At 42.6% G+C, this 17,567-nt stretch carries 14 protein-coding genes; 9 read left to right on the top strand and 5 right to left on the bottom strand.

What is annotated here, in order from left to right; translation table 11 throughout:
- The first annotated feature begins 37 nt into the window (after window positions 1-37).
- On the top strand, window positions 38-517 hold the full coding sequence (locus ES754_RS07720; RefSeq protein ID WP_147223613.1) for a hypothetical protein: 480 nt from the start codon (window positions 38-40) through the stop codon (window positions 515-517).
- A gap of 31 nt (window positions 518-548) precedes the next feature.
- On the opposite strand, the gene ES754_RS07715 is transcribed toward ES754_RS07720, so the two are convergent.
- Complete coding sequence (locus ES754_RS07715; protein ID WP_147223612.1) at window positions 549-923, bottom strand: 5-carboxymethyl-2-hydroxymuconate Delta-isomerase; 375 nt, start codon at window positions 921-923, stop codon at window positions 549-551.
- A gap of 107 nt (window positions 924-1,030) precedes the next feature.
- Window positions 1,031-1,507, bottom strand: coding sequence for a Cys-tRNA(Pro) deacylase (ybaK, locus tag ES754_RS07710; RefSeq protein WP_147223611.1), 477 nt, complete (start codon window positions 1,505-1,507; stop codon window positions 1,031-1,033).
- Window positions 1,508-1,741: 234 nt separating this feature from the next.
- Here ybaK and plsB point away from each other — a divergent pair, with 234 nt between their 5' ends.
- Window positions 1,742-4,504, top strand: a complete 2,763-nt coding sequence (gene plsB / locus ES754_RS07705) for a glycerol-3-phosphate 1-O-acyltransferase PlsB (protein ID WP_147223610.1) — start codon at window positions 1,742-1,744, stop codon at window positions 4,502-4,504.
- 117 nt (window positions 4,505-4,621) lie between these two features.
- Here the strand turns inward: plsB and ettA are convergent, their stop codons facing one another.
- Window positions 4,622-6,283, bottom strand: coding sequence for an energy-dependent translational throttle protein EttA (gene ettA, locus ES754_RS07700; RefSeq protein WP_147223609.1), 1,662 nt, complete (start codon window positions 6,281-6,283; stop codon window positions 4,622-4,624).
- A 435-nt stretch (window positions 6,284-6,718) separates the two neighbouring features.
- Here ettA and ES754_RS07695 point away from each other — a divergent pair, with 435 nt between their 5' ends.
- From ES754_RS07695 to ES754_RS07680, 4 genes are all read left to right on the top strand, one after another.
- Window positions 6,719-7,942: a flavin reductase family protein gene (locus ES754_RS07695; protein WP_147223608.1), complete on the top strand. Its 1,224-nt coding sequence runs from the start codon at window positions 6,719-6,721 to the stop codon at window positions 7,940-7,942.
- A 146-nt stretch (window positions 7,943-8,088) separates the two neighbouring features.
- The gene (locus ES754_RS07690; RefSeq protein ID WP_147223607.1) at window positions 8,089-9,453 is read left to right on the top strand and encodes a fatty acid desaturase family protein; all 1,365 of its coding nucleotides are present in this window, start codon (window positions 8,089-8,091) and stop codon (window positions 9,451-9,453) included.
- A 180-nt stretch (window positions 9,454-9,633) separates the two neighbouring features.
- The gene (locus tag ES754_RS07685; RefSeq protein ID WP_147223606.1) at window positions 9,634-9,927 is read left to right on the top strand and encodes a GNAT family N-acetyltransferase; all 294 of its coding nucleotides are present in this window, start codon (window positions 9,634-9,636) and stop codon (window positions 9,925-9,927) included.
- Between the two features lie 339 nt (window positions 9,928-10,266).
- A complete protein-coding gene (locus tag ES754_RS07680) occupies window positions 10,267-10,560 on the top strand; it encodes a 4a-hydroxytetrahydrobiopterin dehydratase (protein WP_147223605.1) in 294 nt (97 codons plus the stop codon).
- 105 nt (window positions 10,561-10,665) lie between these two features.
- Here ES754_RS07680 and ES754_RS07675 read toward each other — a convergent pair whose 3' ends face one another.
- Window positions 10,666-10,821, bottom strand: a complete 156-nt coding sequence (locus tag ES754_RS07675) for a DUF1328 domain-containing protein (RefSeq protein ID WP_025646712.1) — start codon at window positions 10,819-10,821, stop codon at window positions 10,666-10,668.
- Window positions 10,822-11,188: 367 nt separating this feature from the next.
- Here ES754_RS07675 and ES754_RS07670 point away from each other — a divergent pair, with 367 nt between their 5' ends.
- The 3 genes from ES754_RS07670 (at window position 11,189) to ES754_RS07660 (ending at window position 14,612) form a co-directional block, all read left to right on the top strand.
- Window positions 11,189-12,592 carry a saccharopine dehydrogenase family protein gene (locus ES754_RS07670; RefSeq protein ID WP_228267770.1) on the top strand — a complete coding sequence of 468 codons (1,404 nt, stop codon included), beginning with the start codon at window positions 11,189-11,191 and terminating at the stop codon, window positions 12,590-12,592.
- Window positions 12,593-13,067: 475 nt separating this feature from the next.
- Window positions 13,068-13,613, top strand: a complete 546-nt coding sequence (locus ES754_RS07665; RefSeq protein ID WP_147223604.1) for a DUF2058 domain-containing protein — start codon at window positions 13,068-13,070, stop codon at window positions 13,611-13,613.
- Between the two features lie 150 nt (window positions 13,614-13,763).
- Window positions 13,764-14,612 carry a hypothetical protein gene (locus tag ES754_RS07660; protein WP_147223603.1) on the top strand — a complete coding sequence of 283 codons (849 nt, stop codon included), beginning with the start codon at window positions 13,764-13,766 and terminating at the stop codon, window positions 14,610-14,612.
- Window positions 14,613-14,732: 120 nt separating this feature from the next.
- On the opposite strand, the gene ES754_RS07655 is transcribed toward ES754_RS07660, so the two are convergent.
- Entirely contained in the window at window positions 14,733-17,315 is a 2,583-nt protein-coding gene (locus ES754_RS07655) for a Tex family protein (protein WP_147223602.1), read from the bottom strand.
- Window positions 17,316-17,567 lie beyond the last annotated feature (252 nt).

The raw sequence follows: 17,567 nt of genomic DNA, 5'->3' as shown, positions 1-17,567 counted from the left end.
TAGTATCAATCATTAACATCTTTTATAGGAGCTAATTATGTTACCCATTCATAGTAGAGTCTCGTCATCGCCACGCTATCTACAAGCAACGTTATTTGGTATAGCGCTCATAAGCTTGGCTGCAAACAGTGCCGTTGCTAACAGTAGTGATATACCCATTCGCTTTGCTACAGGTCAAGTCAGTACTACTGTTAGCGGTAAACTTACTCCCAAGCAGCATGAGCGCTGGTATCAGTTTAGCGCGGCAAGTGGACAATATACCATTATCAATATCACTCCCCTATTAGGTAAAGGGGCAGGCACTTCTGAGACCGCTAACGTTGGCGTTTTGCATATGCCAAACGGTCAGCAGGATGGCACTAAAGGCGGTATTATCTATCAAGGCTGTCTGCCAGCATCTGGTGAATACCGCTTGCGTATCGCCCGTAATCTAATGGCGACTCAAGGCAAAACGGCAGGCTATACTACTGAGATTATCATCCTACCGAAGTACGCGAGCCAAGCGCTATGCAAGTGAATAAGTGAATGTAAAAATTCTAATGCTACAATTAGCTACTGAGAATTTTTTTTTTATAAACAGTGCCAATCTCTTCTACTTCGACACATATTTGTAATGCCGCTCGACCTGATTGTTCTGTGCTGAGTTTATTCTCTATAGTCGCCACTAATAGCTCTGCCAATTGATTGCGCACACTATCATCGCGTCCTGCCATGAGTTTGAGATGGGCATAAATAAAGCCATGCTCTTGCTCATCGTCTTCGACCCCGACTAAAAATGTTGTTACTGGCAGCATGCGTGTTTTAATATCAGTCGCTTTACCAAAATGACCACTGTCCCAAAGCGCTTTATTAAGCACCTTTAGCAAAGATTCAGCGTGAGGAATACTGACGTTCGGAGTGGCTTGAATGGTTAAATGTGGCATGGTTAATGTCCTTATGAATTGAGTAATATACATAGCTGTGCATGTATAAGCAGAAACTAAGAGTATTCAATTAATCATAGCCGATTCTATTTGTTGACTACTGGCTGTTAACTATTAACAGTAGCAATCTTGGCAAATTGCGCATTTAAGGTCTCAGCTAATTGCTGCGGAGGCAGTTCAATCTCAAGACCACGGCGACCAGCACTCACATAAATAGTGGGGTGGTCTTGCGCTGAGCTATCAATAATAGTTATTAAGCGCTTCTTTTGGCCTAGTGGACTGACCCCGCCTAATACATAACCACTACTACGCTCGACGTGCTTAGGCTCTGCCATTTGTACTTTTTTACTGGCCAAAGCTTTGGCCATACTCTTAAGGTTTAATGTGGTAGCAACGGGTACAATCGCTACGGCTAGCGTGCCTATGTCGGTTACAACCACTAAGGTTTTAAAGACTCGTGCGCCGTCAACACCTAGTTTTTCAGCCGCCTCTAGACCATAAGAGGCTGCGCTATTATCATGGGTATATTCGTGCAACTGATAGTCAAGTTTTAGCTGCTGGGCAAGATTAATAGCAGGCGTCATAGGTGTTCACGTTTAGCGATTATTGTTAATTATTAGGCAACTTTTAGTAGCTATTAATAATTGCAGTCATTTTTATTTTATGTCAAAGCTATCTTACGCAAAAATTTCGCTCATTTAAATAGGCGATAGGTTAATCCAATATATATTAAATACAGATACGCCTACCATATATCGCTTTGTCTGCTTTTATGGCATTATAAGGCCATTATATTTCATAAAGTTTGACTGTTCATTATGATACCTAGTTTTTTAAAAAAGCGGATTTTTAAAGCGCCAGTCGTCAATAATATCACTGATACGACTCAGAACTCTGATGCCAATAAAGTGGATAACACCACTTATAACAAAGCGCCAATTAACCAGCTCTATCGTAAGATATCAGGGCAAGTGCTAGATGTGGCGGTCAAGCCAAAACTGTTGGGCGAGCTACCAGAATTCGATGCTGATGATCAAACGCTCACCTTTTATGTGCTGCAAGATTATTCGCGCTCCAATAGTATCTTGGTTGATTTGCAAACCCAAGAATATCAATTACCACCTGCTCTAATTGGAGTAGAAGATAGCGCCCATTATATCGATGAGAATGCGGCGATTATATTTTTGCATCATCCAAAGGGCAAGGACAATAAGCTGTCTCCACGTCTTTCGCGTCTGGTTGCCGCCTCTTTGCAATATCCAGATTTGCAAATAAGGCTAGTGCCCGTCTCTATTCTTTGGGGCCGTGCACCTGAAAAAGAAGACTCTTTATTTAAGCTATTGATGACTGATAACTGGCAAGACCCCAGTATCACTAAGCAGTTATTTAATATTGGGGTAATGGGACGTGATACCTTTGTTCAATTCCATCCCGCACAAGATTTACGCACTGTTATTCACGACAGTCTATACGATGGCTCAGAAGAATTAGATGGTTTTGCTAATGAGGCGGTAACCTTTGACTCTACAAGCAGTCCCAACACTGATGATACTGCCTTTAATAATAAAGATAACCGTCATGCCTTAGTTCCAGCCGCCAATGCCAATCGCGAGCTGGTACGGTTGCTACAACAACAGCTTAATGTTTATCTCGATAAACAACGCGCCAGCATGCTCGGTCCTGATTTATCAGACCGACGTAATTTAGTAGATAAGCTGATTTACTCGCCAGCCATTAAGCACGCAATAGAGAGTGAGACTACTGCTACTGGTATTACTGAGCGTGAAGCAAGAAGTGTTGCTAAAGGCTATGCCAATGAGATGGTCAATGACTACTCCTACCCTATTATTCGCATCTTTGATCGGTTTTTAACGTGGTTATGGACGCAGCTTTATGATGGCGTCGATGTGCATCACTTTGAGCGCGTGCGCGAGCTGGCGATGGATCATGAAATTATTTATGTCCCTTGTCACCGTAGCCATGTCGATTACCTGCTGTTGTCCTACGTTATTTATAAGCGCGGCTTGAGCATTCCGTATGTTGCGGCTGGTGATAATTTAGATGTGCCAGTATTGGGGCCATTTTTACGCGGTGCAGTCGCGTTCTTTATTCGCCGCAGCTTTCGCGGCAATGCCCTTTATACCGCCGTTTTACGCGAGTATATGCATACCCTCATTACTCGTAAAACCCCGATTGAATACTTTATTGAAGGTGGTCGCTCACGCTCAGGGCGCTTGCTACCCCCTAAACTGGGTATGATAGCGATGACAGTGCACAGCCAATTGCGTCAAACCAATAAGCCGGTTGTTTTCATTCCGACTTATATTGGCTATGAGCGCATTATGGAAGGCGGTACTTATATCGGTGAGCTCAAAGGTAAACCAAAAGAATCAGAATCGTTATTAGGACTGCTAAAAGTAGGTCGAAAAATTGAGCGGATTTTTGGTAATGTGCACTTAAGTTTTGGGTCGCCGCTGCATTTGAGCGACTTTATGCAAAAGTTTGATGTGCCTGCTAACAGCATACCTGCGGATCGTACCGACACCCCACTCGATGATAAAGCCAGCGCCATGGTGGATAATATTGGCGTAAAAATTATGCAGAATATCAATAAAGCAGCAGTGGTAAATCCAGTATCACTATTATCATTAGTGCTACTATCAGCGCCAAAGGCCGCCCTCGATGAAGAAATTTGCCGCGAGCAAATTGCTCTCTATCAAGGTATCGCGCGTCAGATGCCTTATTCTGATGATACGGTGATTACTGATATGAGTCCGCAGCATATTATCGACTACGGTATTAAGCTAAAACTTATCGAACGTATCCCTCATATTTTGGGTGATATTATCCAAGTTGCCGAAAAACAAGCCGCGCTACTGAGCTATTTCCGTAATAACATTCTGCATGTATTTATTCTGCTGTCATTCTTAGCGGCGCTTGTGGCGCGTAACGGTCGCATCGAACGCAGTCGCCTTGATGGTATCGTATCGCAGCTGTATCCTTTTTTACAAAGTGAGCTGTTTTTACATTATCCAGCGCACGGCCTAACAGAAACCCTCAATCGGAAGATTGAGAATATGCTGTCACATGGCCTTATCGTCGAATTAAGTGATGATGTACTCAGCGTGCCCGATGCCAATAGCAGCTGTTATCAGCAATTAGAAGTGTTAGCGACGCCCGTTGGCCAAAGCTTAGAGCGTTACTTTATGACCTTAGCCCTTCTCGCTCAGCAAGGCTCAGGTAACTTAACCGCAGAAGAAGTCGTTGACTTATGTCATCTGCTTGGGCAGCGCCTGTCCGTACTATATGCCGACGACATCCCAGATTTCTTTGACCGCGCGCTGTTCTTAAGCTTCGTTAATGCTCTTTTACGCCTCGACTATCTACAAAAAGAGGAAGAAACGGGGCTATTAACTTTTGATAAGCGCATTGATGATATCGCGCATTATGCTAAATATGTACTCAGCCCTGATATGATGCAAATCTTGCAACAAGTAGCGAGCCTCGATGAGGAAGCTATCGCGCACGCCATTACTGAAATTGGCAACAAAAAACAGCGTAAATTTGGCCGCAAGCGTTAGTTAGCAGCAACATAGTATTGGCTACACAAAAATAGCTGTGGTATAAAAAAGACCTCTAATATATTAGAGGTCTTTTTTTATATTAAAATAAGCTATCTTTTCATTTTAGTTAATAGTTTAACTGCTAATTTTCTTATACTTTGCGCGTTTTGGACTGGCATCATCACCCAGCATCTTTTTGCGATAAGTTTCAAACTCAGAGTAGTTACCATCAAACCAAACCGGACCTTCATCTTCAAAAGCTAAGATATGGGTGGCAATACGGTCAAGGAACCAGCGGTCATGCGATACGACCATTACTGTACCTGGGAAGACTTGAATCGCATCTTCTAGGGCACGCAAGGTTTCAATGTCCAAGTCGTTTGACGGTTCATCAAGGAGTAATACGTTGGCACCTTGCTTCAAGGTTTTCGCTAATTGCAGACGGTTACGCTCACCACCAGACAGTTGCCCGACACGTTTTTGCTGGTCTGAGCCTTTAAAGTTAAAGCGCCCAATGTACGCACGGCTTGGCGTGGTGTAGTCACCAACGGTAATGATATCAAGCCCATCAGAGATTTCTTCCCACACCGTTTTGCTGTCGTCTAAGTTATCACGAACCTGACCAACATACGCCACGCTGACACTTTCGCCCAAATCAACTGAACCGGTATCTGGGGTATCACGTTCCGTAATCATGTTGAATAATGTGGTTTTACCCGCACCATTTGGTCCTATAATACCGACGATAGCACCAGCTGGCACGTTAAAGCTCAGGTTTTCATACAATAAACGGTCACCAAAGGACTTGGAGATATCGTTTACTTCGATAACTTTATTACCGAGACGTGGACCGGGTGGAATATAAATCTCAGAGGTCTCATTACGCTTCTGGAACTCTTGTGAGTTCAACTCTTCAAAACGCTGGACGCGAGATTTAGATTTGGCTTGTTGGCCTTTTTTGTTGGTACGAATCCACTCTAGCTCTTTTTTTAGGGCTTTAGCAAACGATTCTTCTTGCTTATTCTGCTGTTCTAGACGGGTGTTCTTTTGCTCGAGCCATTCAGTATAGTTGCCTTCATACGGATAGCCGTGACCGCGGTCAAGCTCCAAAATCCACTGAGCAACGTTATCGAGGAAATAACGGTCATGGGTAATGGCAACGATCGTACCGCTATAATTTTGCAAAAATTGCTCAAGCCATGCCACGGACTCAGCGTCCAAATGGTTGGTTGGTTCGTCAAGAAGAAGCATGTCAGGGCGTGATAATAATAGACGGCACAGTGCTACGCGGCGTTTTTCACCACCAGATAACTTGCTAACATCCGCATCCCATGGTGGCAGACGTAGAGCATCAGCCGCTTTTTCTAACTGTGAGCTTAAGTTATGCGCATCCCACGTTTGGATGATGTCTTCCATTTTGCCTTGTTCTTCAGCAAGCTTATCAAAGTCTGCATCAGGGTCGGCATATTCACCGTAAATGGCATCGAGACGTTCTAGCGCATCTAACGCTTCACGCATGCCGTCTTCGACATTACCGCGTACGTCTTTGCTGTCATCAAGCTGCGGCTCTTGCGGCAAATAACCCACTTTAGTACCAGTTTGTGCGCGCGCTTCACCACTAAACTCAGTATCGACGCCTGCCATAATGCGTAGCAAGGTTGATTTACCCGAACCGTTGATACCCAATACACCAATTTTAGCGCCAGGGAAAAAGGATAAATTAATATTTTTTAAAATCTCACGCTGAGGTGGAACAAGTTTTGACACGTTGTTCATCGTGTAAATATATTGAGCCATTAACACTCCGATGGACTATATAGAAAAGTACAGCAGACGATACTCAGCGATAATGCTAAGAAAGTCGCGCCTCAAAATAAGGGTTACAAATTGTCTGCTATTATCGCATTGTAACGCATACCCTGCAAGCTGACAGGCTTTTTTCCACCTTGTTTTGCAGCATTTGTAGGAAAGACAAGGCCTTTTCAATGAAAGCAATAAATAAAGCCCTTATCTAATTCACTATAAGCCATGCTGATAAACTTGAATGAACTGACCGGCACAAAAAATTGCAGCAAACCTTTCGCAAAGTTAATCAATACGCGTTAATATATTAGGATAACTTATTAATAGCCTTAGGTTGTAAAACTAGTTGCCCAAAGCATTTTTTGCCTAAGATAAATCTTTCTAAGCGTAAAAATTTAAATTAAGTTTTTATAACAAGGTGTTTTGTCTATGCCCCGTGGTTATCGTCCTCAACTGATTCAAAGCGCATTTGTCCATTTTATTGGCTCACGTCTAACACCATTTTGGTCATTGAATGTGCCAAAACTGCGCCTCCTTGCACGAGTTATGTTAAGTGAAGAGCTAGTAGCGCTACAGTTTGAGACCAATCGCGCCTTTAAACAGCAAGTATTTGATGTACAGGGTTGGAATGGCGGTCAGCATATTGATATCAGTGTTCCTATTGATGGTATTTATCATCAGCGCAGTTATTCGTTAGTGGGCTTACCGCAGCAACCGCTATGGTGGAATAATGAGGTCAATGAACACCATCTAAAGAAACAGCAACGCCAAACTATTACGATTGCTATCAAACCGCAGGGAGTGGTCTCTCATTATTTAGCCGAACAGGCCCCAATTGGAACTATATTTGATAGTGGTATTCCAAGTGGCGACTTTACCTTGGCACAAGCAAGTTTACTCGCTTTATCTACCAAACAGCCGCCACTCTTATTCATAGCGAGTGGCAGTGGTATTACTCCCATGCTAGGTCTGATAAAGCAGGCGCTACAGGCAGAGCGCGCTGTCACTTTATTGCATTATAACCGTATGCCAATTCTAATGACCTATTGGGATGATTTAGCCAAAAAATACCCTGCTTTTAACTACTATCTCATTAATACTGACGACCCAAACACTTATTTAGCAAATACACGGCATTTAAGCACGCAAAGCTTATTGGCACTAGATTTACCACTCGCGGATACCCAGATATTTGCTTGCGGTTCACAGACATTTTTAACTGAACTCTATCGTGTTGCTGCTGAGATAGTACAGCCTAGCTGTTCTTTATTAGACGATTCTTTATTAAATGGTTCTTTATCAACTGACAGCCATTCATTACGCGACAACATTGTTATAGAACGCTTTGGATCAGCTTTACCTGAGATGAATAAAGAGGGTAAAGATAAATTAGAAGATACTGACCCACAAACTATTTATTTACGGTCGCGCCAACGGCAATTTATGACTAGCAGTACTTTACTGTTAGGCGCTGAGCAAGCAAGCTTGCGCCTACCTTATGGTTGCCGACAAGGAATTTGCCAGATGTGCCGCTGTAATAAAGTCAGCGGTATAGTCAAAAACAGTCAAACCGGTAGGATAAGTGGCGATGGGTATGAATCCATTCAAACCTGTATTAATGTGCCAATGACCGATGTGGTTTTAGATATTTAATGAACTTGAAGTACAAGACATTCGCTTACAACAGCCTGTAATATGAAAAGACAGATCAAAATTGACTCGTACTATGTATTAACACTCATTCGATTGATTAAACCGAACCTAGCACTTTACTAAGCCGTTTCGGTTAAGGATTATATATGCGCGCATTACCCCCTATACTGACCGCACAGTCTGCTGTACCCATACTAACCCCTGTTAACCGTAAACCGCTACCAGTCCAAAAGTCATATCCAACCTTGACCGGTGCGCCACTTCCAAAAGAGCAGACCGAAGCATTAGCACAAGAGCTGGACGCGATATACAAAAGTGTGATGGACTCATTAGACGGAAACGATGCCCGCTATATTAAGCGTGTTTATGCCACCGTGGTCTATAGCGAATTAGTGGCGCGAGGTTTGCTAGCCGCAGCGGGACGCTTGTCATCAAAACGCAGCCAACTAAGTGTTTGGTTGCTGGGTACTGGCGTGCTTAGTTTTAGCAAAATATTAAACAATATGGAGCTGGGGCATAACGTCATGCACGGGCAATATGACTGGATGCAGCATCCTCATCTTAATAGCCAAAAATTCGACTGGGATATTGTCTGCCCCGCACCCTTATGGCAGCATTCCCATAATTATTTACATCATACCTTTACCAATATCGTAAACCGCGATCATGATGTCGGCTATCATTTAATTCGGGTCACCGATGAGCAGTCTTGGACACCAAGCGACCGCTATAACCCTCTCAAAACGATGATTTTAGCGCTTGGCTTTGAGTGGGCAGTCGCATTCCATGATATCCAAATCAGCGTTGATGAATATGCAGATTCCCCTGAGATGCATACTATGCTGCAACAGAAATCCCGCGATTTGTTTGCCAAAATTGCACGGCAAGTAGGTAAAGACTATATTGTATTGCCAGCTATTGCCGGATTAGCATTGGGCAGTCGTAGCGCCTTGACTACTCTAAGCGGTAATATCACTGCCAATATCGCTCGCAACTTATGGACATGGGCAGTTATATTCTGTGGTCATTTGACTGAACAAGCACACATTTATACTCATCTTGATGATAATGAAAGTAGAGGCGATTGGTACGTCAGGCAGATTCTAGGCTCAAGCAATATAGAAGGTAGTAAGACCTTTCATATTTTAACGGGTAACTTATCACATCAGATTGAACACCATATCTTTCCTGACATGCCCGCCCACCGTTATGCCAGCGTTGCACCCCAAGTGCAGGCTCTATGTCAACAATATGGCTTAGACTATAATACGGGACGCTTTGGCAAGCAGTTTCGCGAAGTACTTAAACGTATTTACTTCTTTAGCCAGCCTACCCCTGATGAACAACGTGCATATCAACAATCAAGAGCAACGACTGCTGCTGATGACGCATATGATACCGCGAGCCGTAGTAAAAAAGAGCAAAAAAGTAGGACAGCGGTTCGTGGCTTGAAAAAGTATGTCCCACAAGTGGTGCGCCAAGCTTTATTTTACGCTTGGAGCGCTAAATAAAAAGTCACCGTAACACTTAGCGTATCTATTCTTACCATCAAACACTGGTAACTTCACTGGCATACGCTTATATTGGAGTAATACCATTTAAGGTTAACCACATCATCTGTTTAAATGATTGGCCTTAATAATTTGGTATTAATACATGCAAAAAATTTATAATAAAAAAGGAGTTCTCTTATGAGCACAGCAAATTCACAAGAAAAACCAAACATTACCCATAATGAAGCAGCCCATCGCTTTGAAACCACCATTGATGGACAAACTGGCTATATTAGCTACCAAGAACAGGATGGGGCGTTAGTTTACGACCATACTATCGTTCCACAAGCGCTAGGCGGCCGCGGTGTCGGTTCAGACTTGGTTAAGCATGCCCTTGATTACGCGCGTGAGCATAATAAAAAGGTAGTGCCACAATGTTCGTTTGTCTCCTCGTATATTAATAAGCATCCTGACTATCAAGATTTGCTATAGCTAAAATACTCTAAAGACGAATAGAGTATGAAAATAACAATCATTATTCAATAAGTGCCATATAATTGATTGTTGCTAAAAATTTAAGTCCCTCCGCCTGCCTATTATCCTCCTATCTTTATTCATATATTTACCAACAAATATATGGCAAGATGGTCGATATAGGTGGGTTTTTTGACCTATAGAAAAATAGGTAACAACGAGTAAGTCCTAAGCATTAATAACCCAGTAATAATAAACGGCAATAATGTTATAAATTTTGGATGCCACTTTCCTGAATCTTAAATAACCTCTTCCTCAATCTTAAGTAGATTTCATACAATAATAAAGGATATTCCTATGAGTAGTTTATCTTACCAACAAGTTGATTTGCAGCTAGAAGAGCTGGCTGGCTGGGAGAGAGAAGGTGATAGTATCGTCAAAACCTATCATTTTAGCGATTTTATCGAGGCCATGAGTTTTATGAACCAAGCGGCCTTTTATGCCGAAGCGCTTGATCATCATCCTGAATGGCGCAATATGTACAACGTAGTGGAAGTTCGCCTGACGACTGGCGATACGGGCGGTCTTACCAGTCATGATATTCGTTTGGCCAAACGGATGGAGCATATTATTCAGCCTAAACGCTTATAGCTATTTGAACGGAAAATATTTATTAATCTGTCTCAACTCTAAACAAAAAAATGTCCTCAATTGAGGACATTTTCTATAGTAATAATTAGATTAAAATTGCTGTCCTTACATCTTGCGACCAACAAAAGCCACAATAAATAAGATAACAGCGACAACTAAGAATATATAGGCTAAGTTAGAAGATAGACCAGCTACTCCACCAAAACCTAGTAAGCTTGCGATAAGTGCGATAACGGCAAAAATGATAGCCCAACGGAACATAATGATTCTCCTCAGAAAAATGATATAAATACTTGTTGTTGTAAATAGTTTTTTGTTTATTGGTAGTACTTATTGCTTGTACGGCTAGAATAGCAACCTTTAAACGCAATATACGTTCATTTTAGTAATCATCGCGATATGTTGTGTAACCTATGTAGTGTTCTTACGTTATTTGTAGCAAATTCGGTATGTTCAGTGTTCTTTACTTGGTCTTTAGCTTTGTATATGCTCAGATAACGTCTTATTACTTAGCTTAAATTACTACTAATTGAAAATCTGATATAAATAAAATAAATATTTAACCACGCTTTCTATAAGTATAAAATTTGTGTAAAAACTAGCAGTCTCACTATAAAGGACAACACTCATGACCAACCATACCAACGCTAATAATACCGATGCGCACCATAAGAACAAAGATGATACGACAAAGATGGAAGAATTAACCAACAATTCCGAGCGACATGCAATAGTTTTATACGGGGCCACCAGCTTTGTTGGACAAATTACCGCGCATTATCTGGCGCAGTTTTTATCAGATTCAAAGAGTCAAGACAACTCCGACTCTACGAACGATAAACCTCAAAACAATGCTTCTCATAAAAACATTACATGGGCAATTGCTGGTCGTGACGAAGACAAGTTAAAGAAACTACAAGCTGAGATTAACGCAGCGCAAAAAGACAATGACACGAATACCAGTGTCGATATCCTTATCGCCAATAGCGATGATGCTGCTAGCCTTGATGCTATGACTAAACAGACTAAAGTTATTATCTCAACGGTAGGTCCTTATCTTAAATATGGTGAGCCACTGATTAAATCCTGTGCAGAAAATGGTACGGACTATGTAGATCTCACTGGTGAAGCCATATTCATCAAAGATATGCTAGATAAATACCAAGATGCGGCGCAAAAAAGCGGTGCGCGTATTATCAACTCGTGTGGCTTCGACTCTATCCCCTCGGACTTAGGCGTTTATTTCACTCAGCAGCAAGCAGAAGCGCAATTTAATAAGGCCTGTGAAGTCATTAACATGCGCGTAAAAGCAGCCAAGGGCGGACTGTCTGGCGGTACTATCGCGTCAATGGCCACTATCTTTGAAGACGTAGCTCAAGATAAAGAACGTCGTCGCCAGTTGGCGAACCCTTACCTACTTAATGATGACATCAATGTTCCTAATGTCCGTCAAGATAACGTCAGTAAGCCAGAATATGATACCAAACATGAGCGCTGGCTGGCACCGTTTGTGATGGCCATCATCAATACCCGCATCGTCCACCGTAGCAATCAGCTGCTCGATTATGAATATGGTCGCGACTTTAAATATGACGAGGCGATGTGGATGAAAGATGGTGTTAAAGGCCAGTTGATGAGCTACGGTCTGAGTATCGGACTATTAGGTTTCGCCACTGCCATGACCTTTAAGCCGAGCCGTGAGTTTCTATCAAAACACGTGTTAACCAAATCAGGGGACGGCCCATCTAAATCTGAGCAAGACAATGGCTTTTTTGATATTCGCTTCTTTGGTAAAACTTCTGAAAATGAAACGATCACTACCAAAGTCACGGGGGATAAAGATCCTGGTTATGGCAGCACCTCAAGTATGTTGGCACAATCGGCACTGTGTTTGGCGCAAGATATTGCTAAAGACGATATCAAAGGGGGTTTTTGGACACCGGCATCTGCTATGGGCGATAAACTATTAACGCGTCTTGAAACTCATGCTGGTATTTGCTTTGAGGTTATCAAAGACAACAGCTCGAATTAATAGTAGTTAAGGCACTCAATAGTAAGAGTTTTAACTATTCAAGCTTTTAAGTATTTGATCCCTTTACTATTAAAATCTATTATTACCAAAGCATCGTCAACCGCATCTTATTAATAGGATGCGGTTTTTTATTATCTGCAATTAATAATTGCTGCTCCACATTGAATATTTATAAATAATACTAACGTATTTTTTTAGTAAACAATGTTGCTGTTTTCCCATTTTTCAATACATTACGCTACAAACCCCTAGCGCAATGTCACAGCGATATTGAAGTCACTGGCGTAAGATTAAGCAAGTTATAATTACGCTTAGTAAAAAGCGCTCTTTTTATCACAGCCGTTATCTACGAATACAGTTATTGTAGACACCCAACTAAGCAATAAAGAACAGGACAAAACACGTCATTAAACGAGCGAAACTTGCTACCATGTATTTTTATAATTTTCAGTTTTAATATTTAGGTGATTGGATTATGGCCAAAAATGCCCTACAGGCTCAACTATTAAAAGCGGGACTGGTTGATAGCAAAAAAGCCAAGCAGTTAAGCAAACAGTCTCAGCACGCCAAGCGTACCGGTGATTCCGAAAATATCGAAGCTAAAAAAGCTTTGGCAGAAGCCCAAGCAAAAAAGCTAGAAAAGGATCAAAAGCTTAATCAAGAGAAACAACAAGTTTTAGAACAGAAAATGCTAGCTGCTAATATTCTTCAAATGATAAAGCAGCATCAAATCACCGATATAGAGGGCGATATCAGCTATCAGTTTGTTGATCACTCTAAAGTGAAAAAGATTAATATTACCCAAAAACTATATGAGCAAATAGTGGCGGGTCACGTGGTTATTGCGCGATTAGAAGAAAACCAGACATTAAACTATGCTCTACTACCACGCCCTTTAGCAGATCGTATCGATGCGAAATTGGAAGGCTTTATGGTGGTATCTAACGATAAATCAGAGGTTGAGCTAGCGGATGACGACCCTTATGCAGCCTATGTGATTCCAGACGATTTAATGTGGTAATCGTTACTGTTTAAAGCGTATTTTTCATTGTTATTTTTAGTCGTAAATTTAGATACGTGTAAACGTGTAGAGAAGGTTTATTATAAAAAAATGAACCGTTAAATTAAGTAAGTTTTATTAAGATTTATCTATTATTAGGAGGAACGTATTATGAAATTGAATATCTTGACGACAGCGATTCTAACGTCTGGTTTAGCTATGTTTGCAAGCTCTGCAAATGCCGGCATGAAAACGGATGGTCATGGTAACGTTGGTTATGGCAGTTATGATGAATGTGCTGCTGCGGTTAAAGACGGCTCTGCTAAGTTCTATACCCCTTATACTTACCAGAAGCCAATGCGCCGTGCTGGTGAAGCATCAGTCAAAAAAATGCGCTTGTCTGAAGTAATGATTCCACAGAATGTGGTAAGCAGCAATAATCTAAGCACGTCTCAGTATACCGCGGGTGCTTGTGATTTAGGGGTTGGTCAATCAAATGGTCGTTACGGGGTTTCAGGTGCGCTGGTTGGTAAATACGTCCCTATCGCAGCTGACATGCCGGTCAACGTCTACATGGACAAGAGCGGCACTCCTATCCGCCTAAGTATGCAGCAGTGTGATAACCATTTTGGTGATAAGTTCCCAACGCCAGTAAATAGTGACGTTGACACCATTGAGGAAGTAGAAGCTCCAGATGCACAAATTGCTATCGCTGAAGAACGTCGTGTAGAACCTGTTATAGTAGAAACCAAACGCATTGTCCGTCCTGCACAATACCGGGTTAAAGAAGTGATTATCGCGCCTGAAGACCAAGTTAAACGGATTAATACTGCTACTGGTACCGCTATCGCCGTAGAGACGGGTATCAATCGTGGCATCATCGTTGGTCAAGAAGCAGATGAAGACATCGTTGATAATACCGAAATCGACCAAACTTTCCCTGTTATTCGCGTGCCCAGCAACAAACTGCAAAAACGTCTTGTTGATTCAAATACCGGTGACTATGTAATTACTGAATAAACAACTATTACATCAAAAAACTTAAGTGATGTAAATTCATTAATAAAAAAAGGCAGCCCGATGGCTGCCTTTTTTATATTATTTATTACGGTTTAGAGGTTGAGATAACAACATGAACCTCTATTTTTTAGACTTAGCCACGCCTGCTTCTTTTAATAATGCCCCAAGCGTGCCGATTTTAATAGGTGCTTCTGACTTAGCAGGCTTTGGCGTCGTACTACGAGTATTCGCCTGCGCGCCTGACCCTTTCTCACTTCTATTGTCACTTCTGTTGTCATTTCTATCAGGGCGTTTGCCACGCGGTGCTGACGGGCGTTTATTAGTATCAGGGCGACTGCTACGTGGACGGCTGACTTTATCATCGCCGCCCGCATTACTGTCACTGCTACCATGACTTGCCGCCGCAGATTGATGAGCGTTGCGCGTAGGTTTTGCCACTTCTGGCTTCATACTAAAGCCAATACGACCGCGCGGCTCATCGATAGCGATGACTCGAACCGAGATAATATCGCCCGGTTTGACGCGGTTCATAGGGTCTGCGACGAAGTCATTGGCCATCTGCGAGATATGTACCAAGCCATCTTGATGAACGCCCACATCAACGAAGCAACCAAAGGCGGTGACGTTAGTAACCACACCCTCTAAGGTCATGCCTTCCGTCAAATCTTTAATACTGTTAACATCATCACGGAATTTTGCGGTTTTAAACTCAGGACGGGGATCACGGGCGGGTTTTGCCAGCTCATCGATAATGGCTTTCACACTGATATTGTCATCATTAGCGGCCAAAGCAGTCGTATCAATGCTATTCAGCACGCCATCGTTACCGATTATGTCAGCCAACGCTTTACCCGTTTGTGTCAATAAGCTATCGACCAATGCATAGCTTTCTGGATGCACGCCGGTCGCATCAAGTGGATTGCTACCATCATGAATCCGTAGAAACCCTGCCGCTTGCTCAAAAGTTTTAGCACCTAGACGCGGCACATCTTTTAGCGCTTCACGGCTCGCAAAGGCACCATGTTCTTTACGGTAAGTGACAATTTGCTGAGCCACGTTGCGATTCAGGCCAGCAATATGCGCTAAGATAGCAGGACTGGCCGTATTCACATCAACGCCAACTGCGTTTACGCTGTCTTGAGTAACTTTATCAAGGCTATCAGCCAATTGCGTTTGGTTCACATCATGCTGATATTGACCCACACCAATGGCCTTTGGGTCGACTTTAACCAGCTCTGATAAGGGATCTTGGAGACGACGGGCAATAGAGACTGCGCCGCGAACGGAGACGTCCATATTGGCAAGCTCATCGCTAGCAAGTTCACTGGCTGAATACACAGATGCGCCAGATTCATTAACAATAACGGCTTTTGCTTGCAAAGTGTCGTTGGCGGCTAAGATTTCTTTAATCATCGCATCAGTTTCGCGGCTTGCCGTACCATTACCAATCGCGACCAAATCAACATTATAAGTGCTAAGCAATTTATCAATCACGACTTTGGCTTCAGACATTTTATTATCAGGCGCGAAAGGATAAACGGTTGCGATAACAGGTTTGTCAGCATCATCTAACATCACATGACCTTGCGCATCAATAATGGCCATTTTGACGCCATGACGAATACCAGGATCGACACCCAAAATAACTTTGCGACCCGCAGGCGCTGACATTAGTAAGTGTTGTAAGTTATTAGCAAACACCTCAATGGCATCGGCTTCTGCGGTCAGACGTTTTTCAGTCAACAAGCGGTGTTCGATATGTGGACGCCATTTTTCTTTCCACAGACTGGTTGCGGCCTCTGTCAAAAAGCTTTGACGGGCATCGGGTGCTTTGCTATCAATCTCAAAGTGCTTGACGATTTTGTCAATAAAAGGCGCATCTTCGCCTTCAATTTTTAAGCCTAAAACGTTTTCTTGGCGACCGCGCAGCATGGCTAATAGACGATGATTCGGCAGGCGCGCTAAGCTTTCGCTATGTTCAAAATAGTCTTTAAACTTCTCGCCCACTTCACGCTTTTCATCGCTTGCGACAGCAGAAACAATACTTGCCGTTTTAGCAAAGCCACTCCGCAAGTTATCCAGTAAATCTAAAGCTTGCGTCCAGTCATCAACAATAATGGCTTGCATGCCAGCCAGTTGCTTTTCGATATCGCTGAAATCGACTTCAATCTCATTACCGCTCTCATCAGAGATACTAGTTGGAGCTTGGTAGTCTGCTAGTGCATCCGTTGGGGTAATCTCTTGAGTCAAAACTGCTTGAGCGGCAGTATCAAGGCCAGCTGCACGTGCTTTAGCAGCTGGCGAGCGGCGGCGCGGACGGTATGGAAGATATATATCTTCTAGCTCAAGCTTAGAGGTCGCGTTATCGATGCGCACTTGCAATTCATCGGTTAGATTACCCTGCGTACTGAGCAATTCTACGATCTTGAGTCGGCGAGTGGCCATATCGCGTTCATAGTTAAGCGACTTCTCAAGCGCGCGCAGTTGCGCATCGTCGAGGTCTTGGGTTTTTTCTTTACGGTAACGGGCAATAAAGGGCACCGTTGCGCCGTCATCGTAAAGTTTGACAAATGCGTTTACTTGAGCAGACTTAATGCCAAGCGCGCGAGCAAGTTTGTCGTGAATATTCGCGTGTGTCGTTGCGTCCAAGCCCTGTGCTTTTGTTGGGGCTTGAGAAGACGTTTGGGTATCAGTGCTACTCATATCCGTATCTATCGTTGAGAAATGTAGCTTCGCATTATAGCAAAAGCTGCATGAATAAAAATCCTTTTTATCTTTTCGTTGTTTATATTGCATTTTATCATCCAAATCCTGCTATATCGATACCCATGACGCCTTGTTAAACAAACGCATACAGCATTTATGTCCAGAGGTGATGCAATCATCGGTACAATCTTATACACTAAAGCAGCAGTACTACAAATTTGATAACCAAAAAAGCCGTTGTACAAAAGT

It is taken from the genome of Psychrobacter frigidicola (assembly GCF_007997305.1).
Classification (GTDB): Bacteria; Pseudomonadota; Gammaproteobacteria; order Pseudomonadales; family Moraxellaceae; genus Psychrobacter; species Psychrobacter frigidicola.
Note: the sequence above shows the minus strand (reverse complement) of the source record. Positions and strands in the feature narration are given on the sequence as shown.

Excerpts from the sequence above, each read along its gene's own strand:
- ES754_RS07720 (WP_147223613.1), top strand. The coding sequence starts at position 38 with ATGTTACCCATTCATAGTAGAGTCTCGTCATCGCCACGCTATCTACAA.
- ES754_RS07715 (WP_147223612.1), bottom strand. The coding sequence starts at position 923 with ATGCCACATTTAACCATTCAAGCCACTCCGAACGTCAGTATTCCTCAC.
- ybaK (WP_147223611.1), bottom strand. The coding sequence starts at position 1,507 with ATGACGCCTGCTATTAATCTTGCCCAGCAGCTAAAACTTGACTATCAG.
- plsB (WP_147223610.1), top strand. The coding sequence starts at position 1,742 with ATGATACCTAGTTTTTTAAAAAAGCGGATTTTTAAAGCGCCAGTCGTC.
- ettA (WP_147223609.1), bottom strand. The coding sequence starts at position 6,283 with ATGGCTCAATATATTTACACGATGAACAACGTGTCAAAACTTGTTCCA.
- ES754_RS07695 (WP_147223608.1), top strand. The coding sequence starts at position 6,719 with ATGCCCCGTGGTTATCGTCCTCAACTGATTCAAAGCGCATTTGTCCAT.
- ES754_RS07690 (WP_147223607.1), top strand. The coding sequence starts at position 8,089 with ATGCGCGCATTACCCCCTATACTGACCGCACAGTCTGCTGTACCCATA.
- ES754_RS07685 (WP_147223606.1), top strand. The coding sequence starts at position 9,634 with ATGAGCACAGCAAATTCACAAGAAAAACCAAACATTACCCATAATGAA.
- ES754_RS07680 (WP_147223605.1), top strand. The coding sequence starts at position 10,267 with ATGAGTAGTTTATCTTACCAACAAGTTGATTTGCAGCTAGAAGAGCTG.
- ES754_RS07675 (WP_025646712.1), bottom strand. The coding sequence starts at position 10,821 with ATGTTCCGTTGGGCTATCATTTTTGCCGTTATCGCACTTATCGCAAGC.
- ES754_RS07670 (WP_228267770.1), top strand. The coding sequence starts at position 11,189 with ATGACCAACCATACCAACGCTAATAATACCGATGCGCACCATAAGAAC.
- ES754_RS07665 (WP_147223604.1), top strand. The coding sequence starts at position 13,068 with ATGGCCAAAAATGCCCTACAGGCTCAACTATTAAAAGCGGGACTGGTT.
- ES754_RS07660 (WP_147223603.1), top strand. The coding sequence starts at position 13,764 with ATGAAATTGAATATCTTGACGACAGCGATTCTAACGTCTGGTTTAGCT.
- ES754_RS07655 (WP_147223602.1), bottom strand. The coding sequence starts at position 17,315 with ATGAGTAGCACTGATACCCAAACGTCTTCTCAAGCCCCAACAAAAGCA.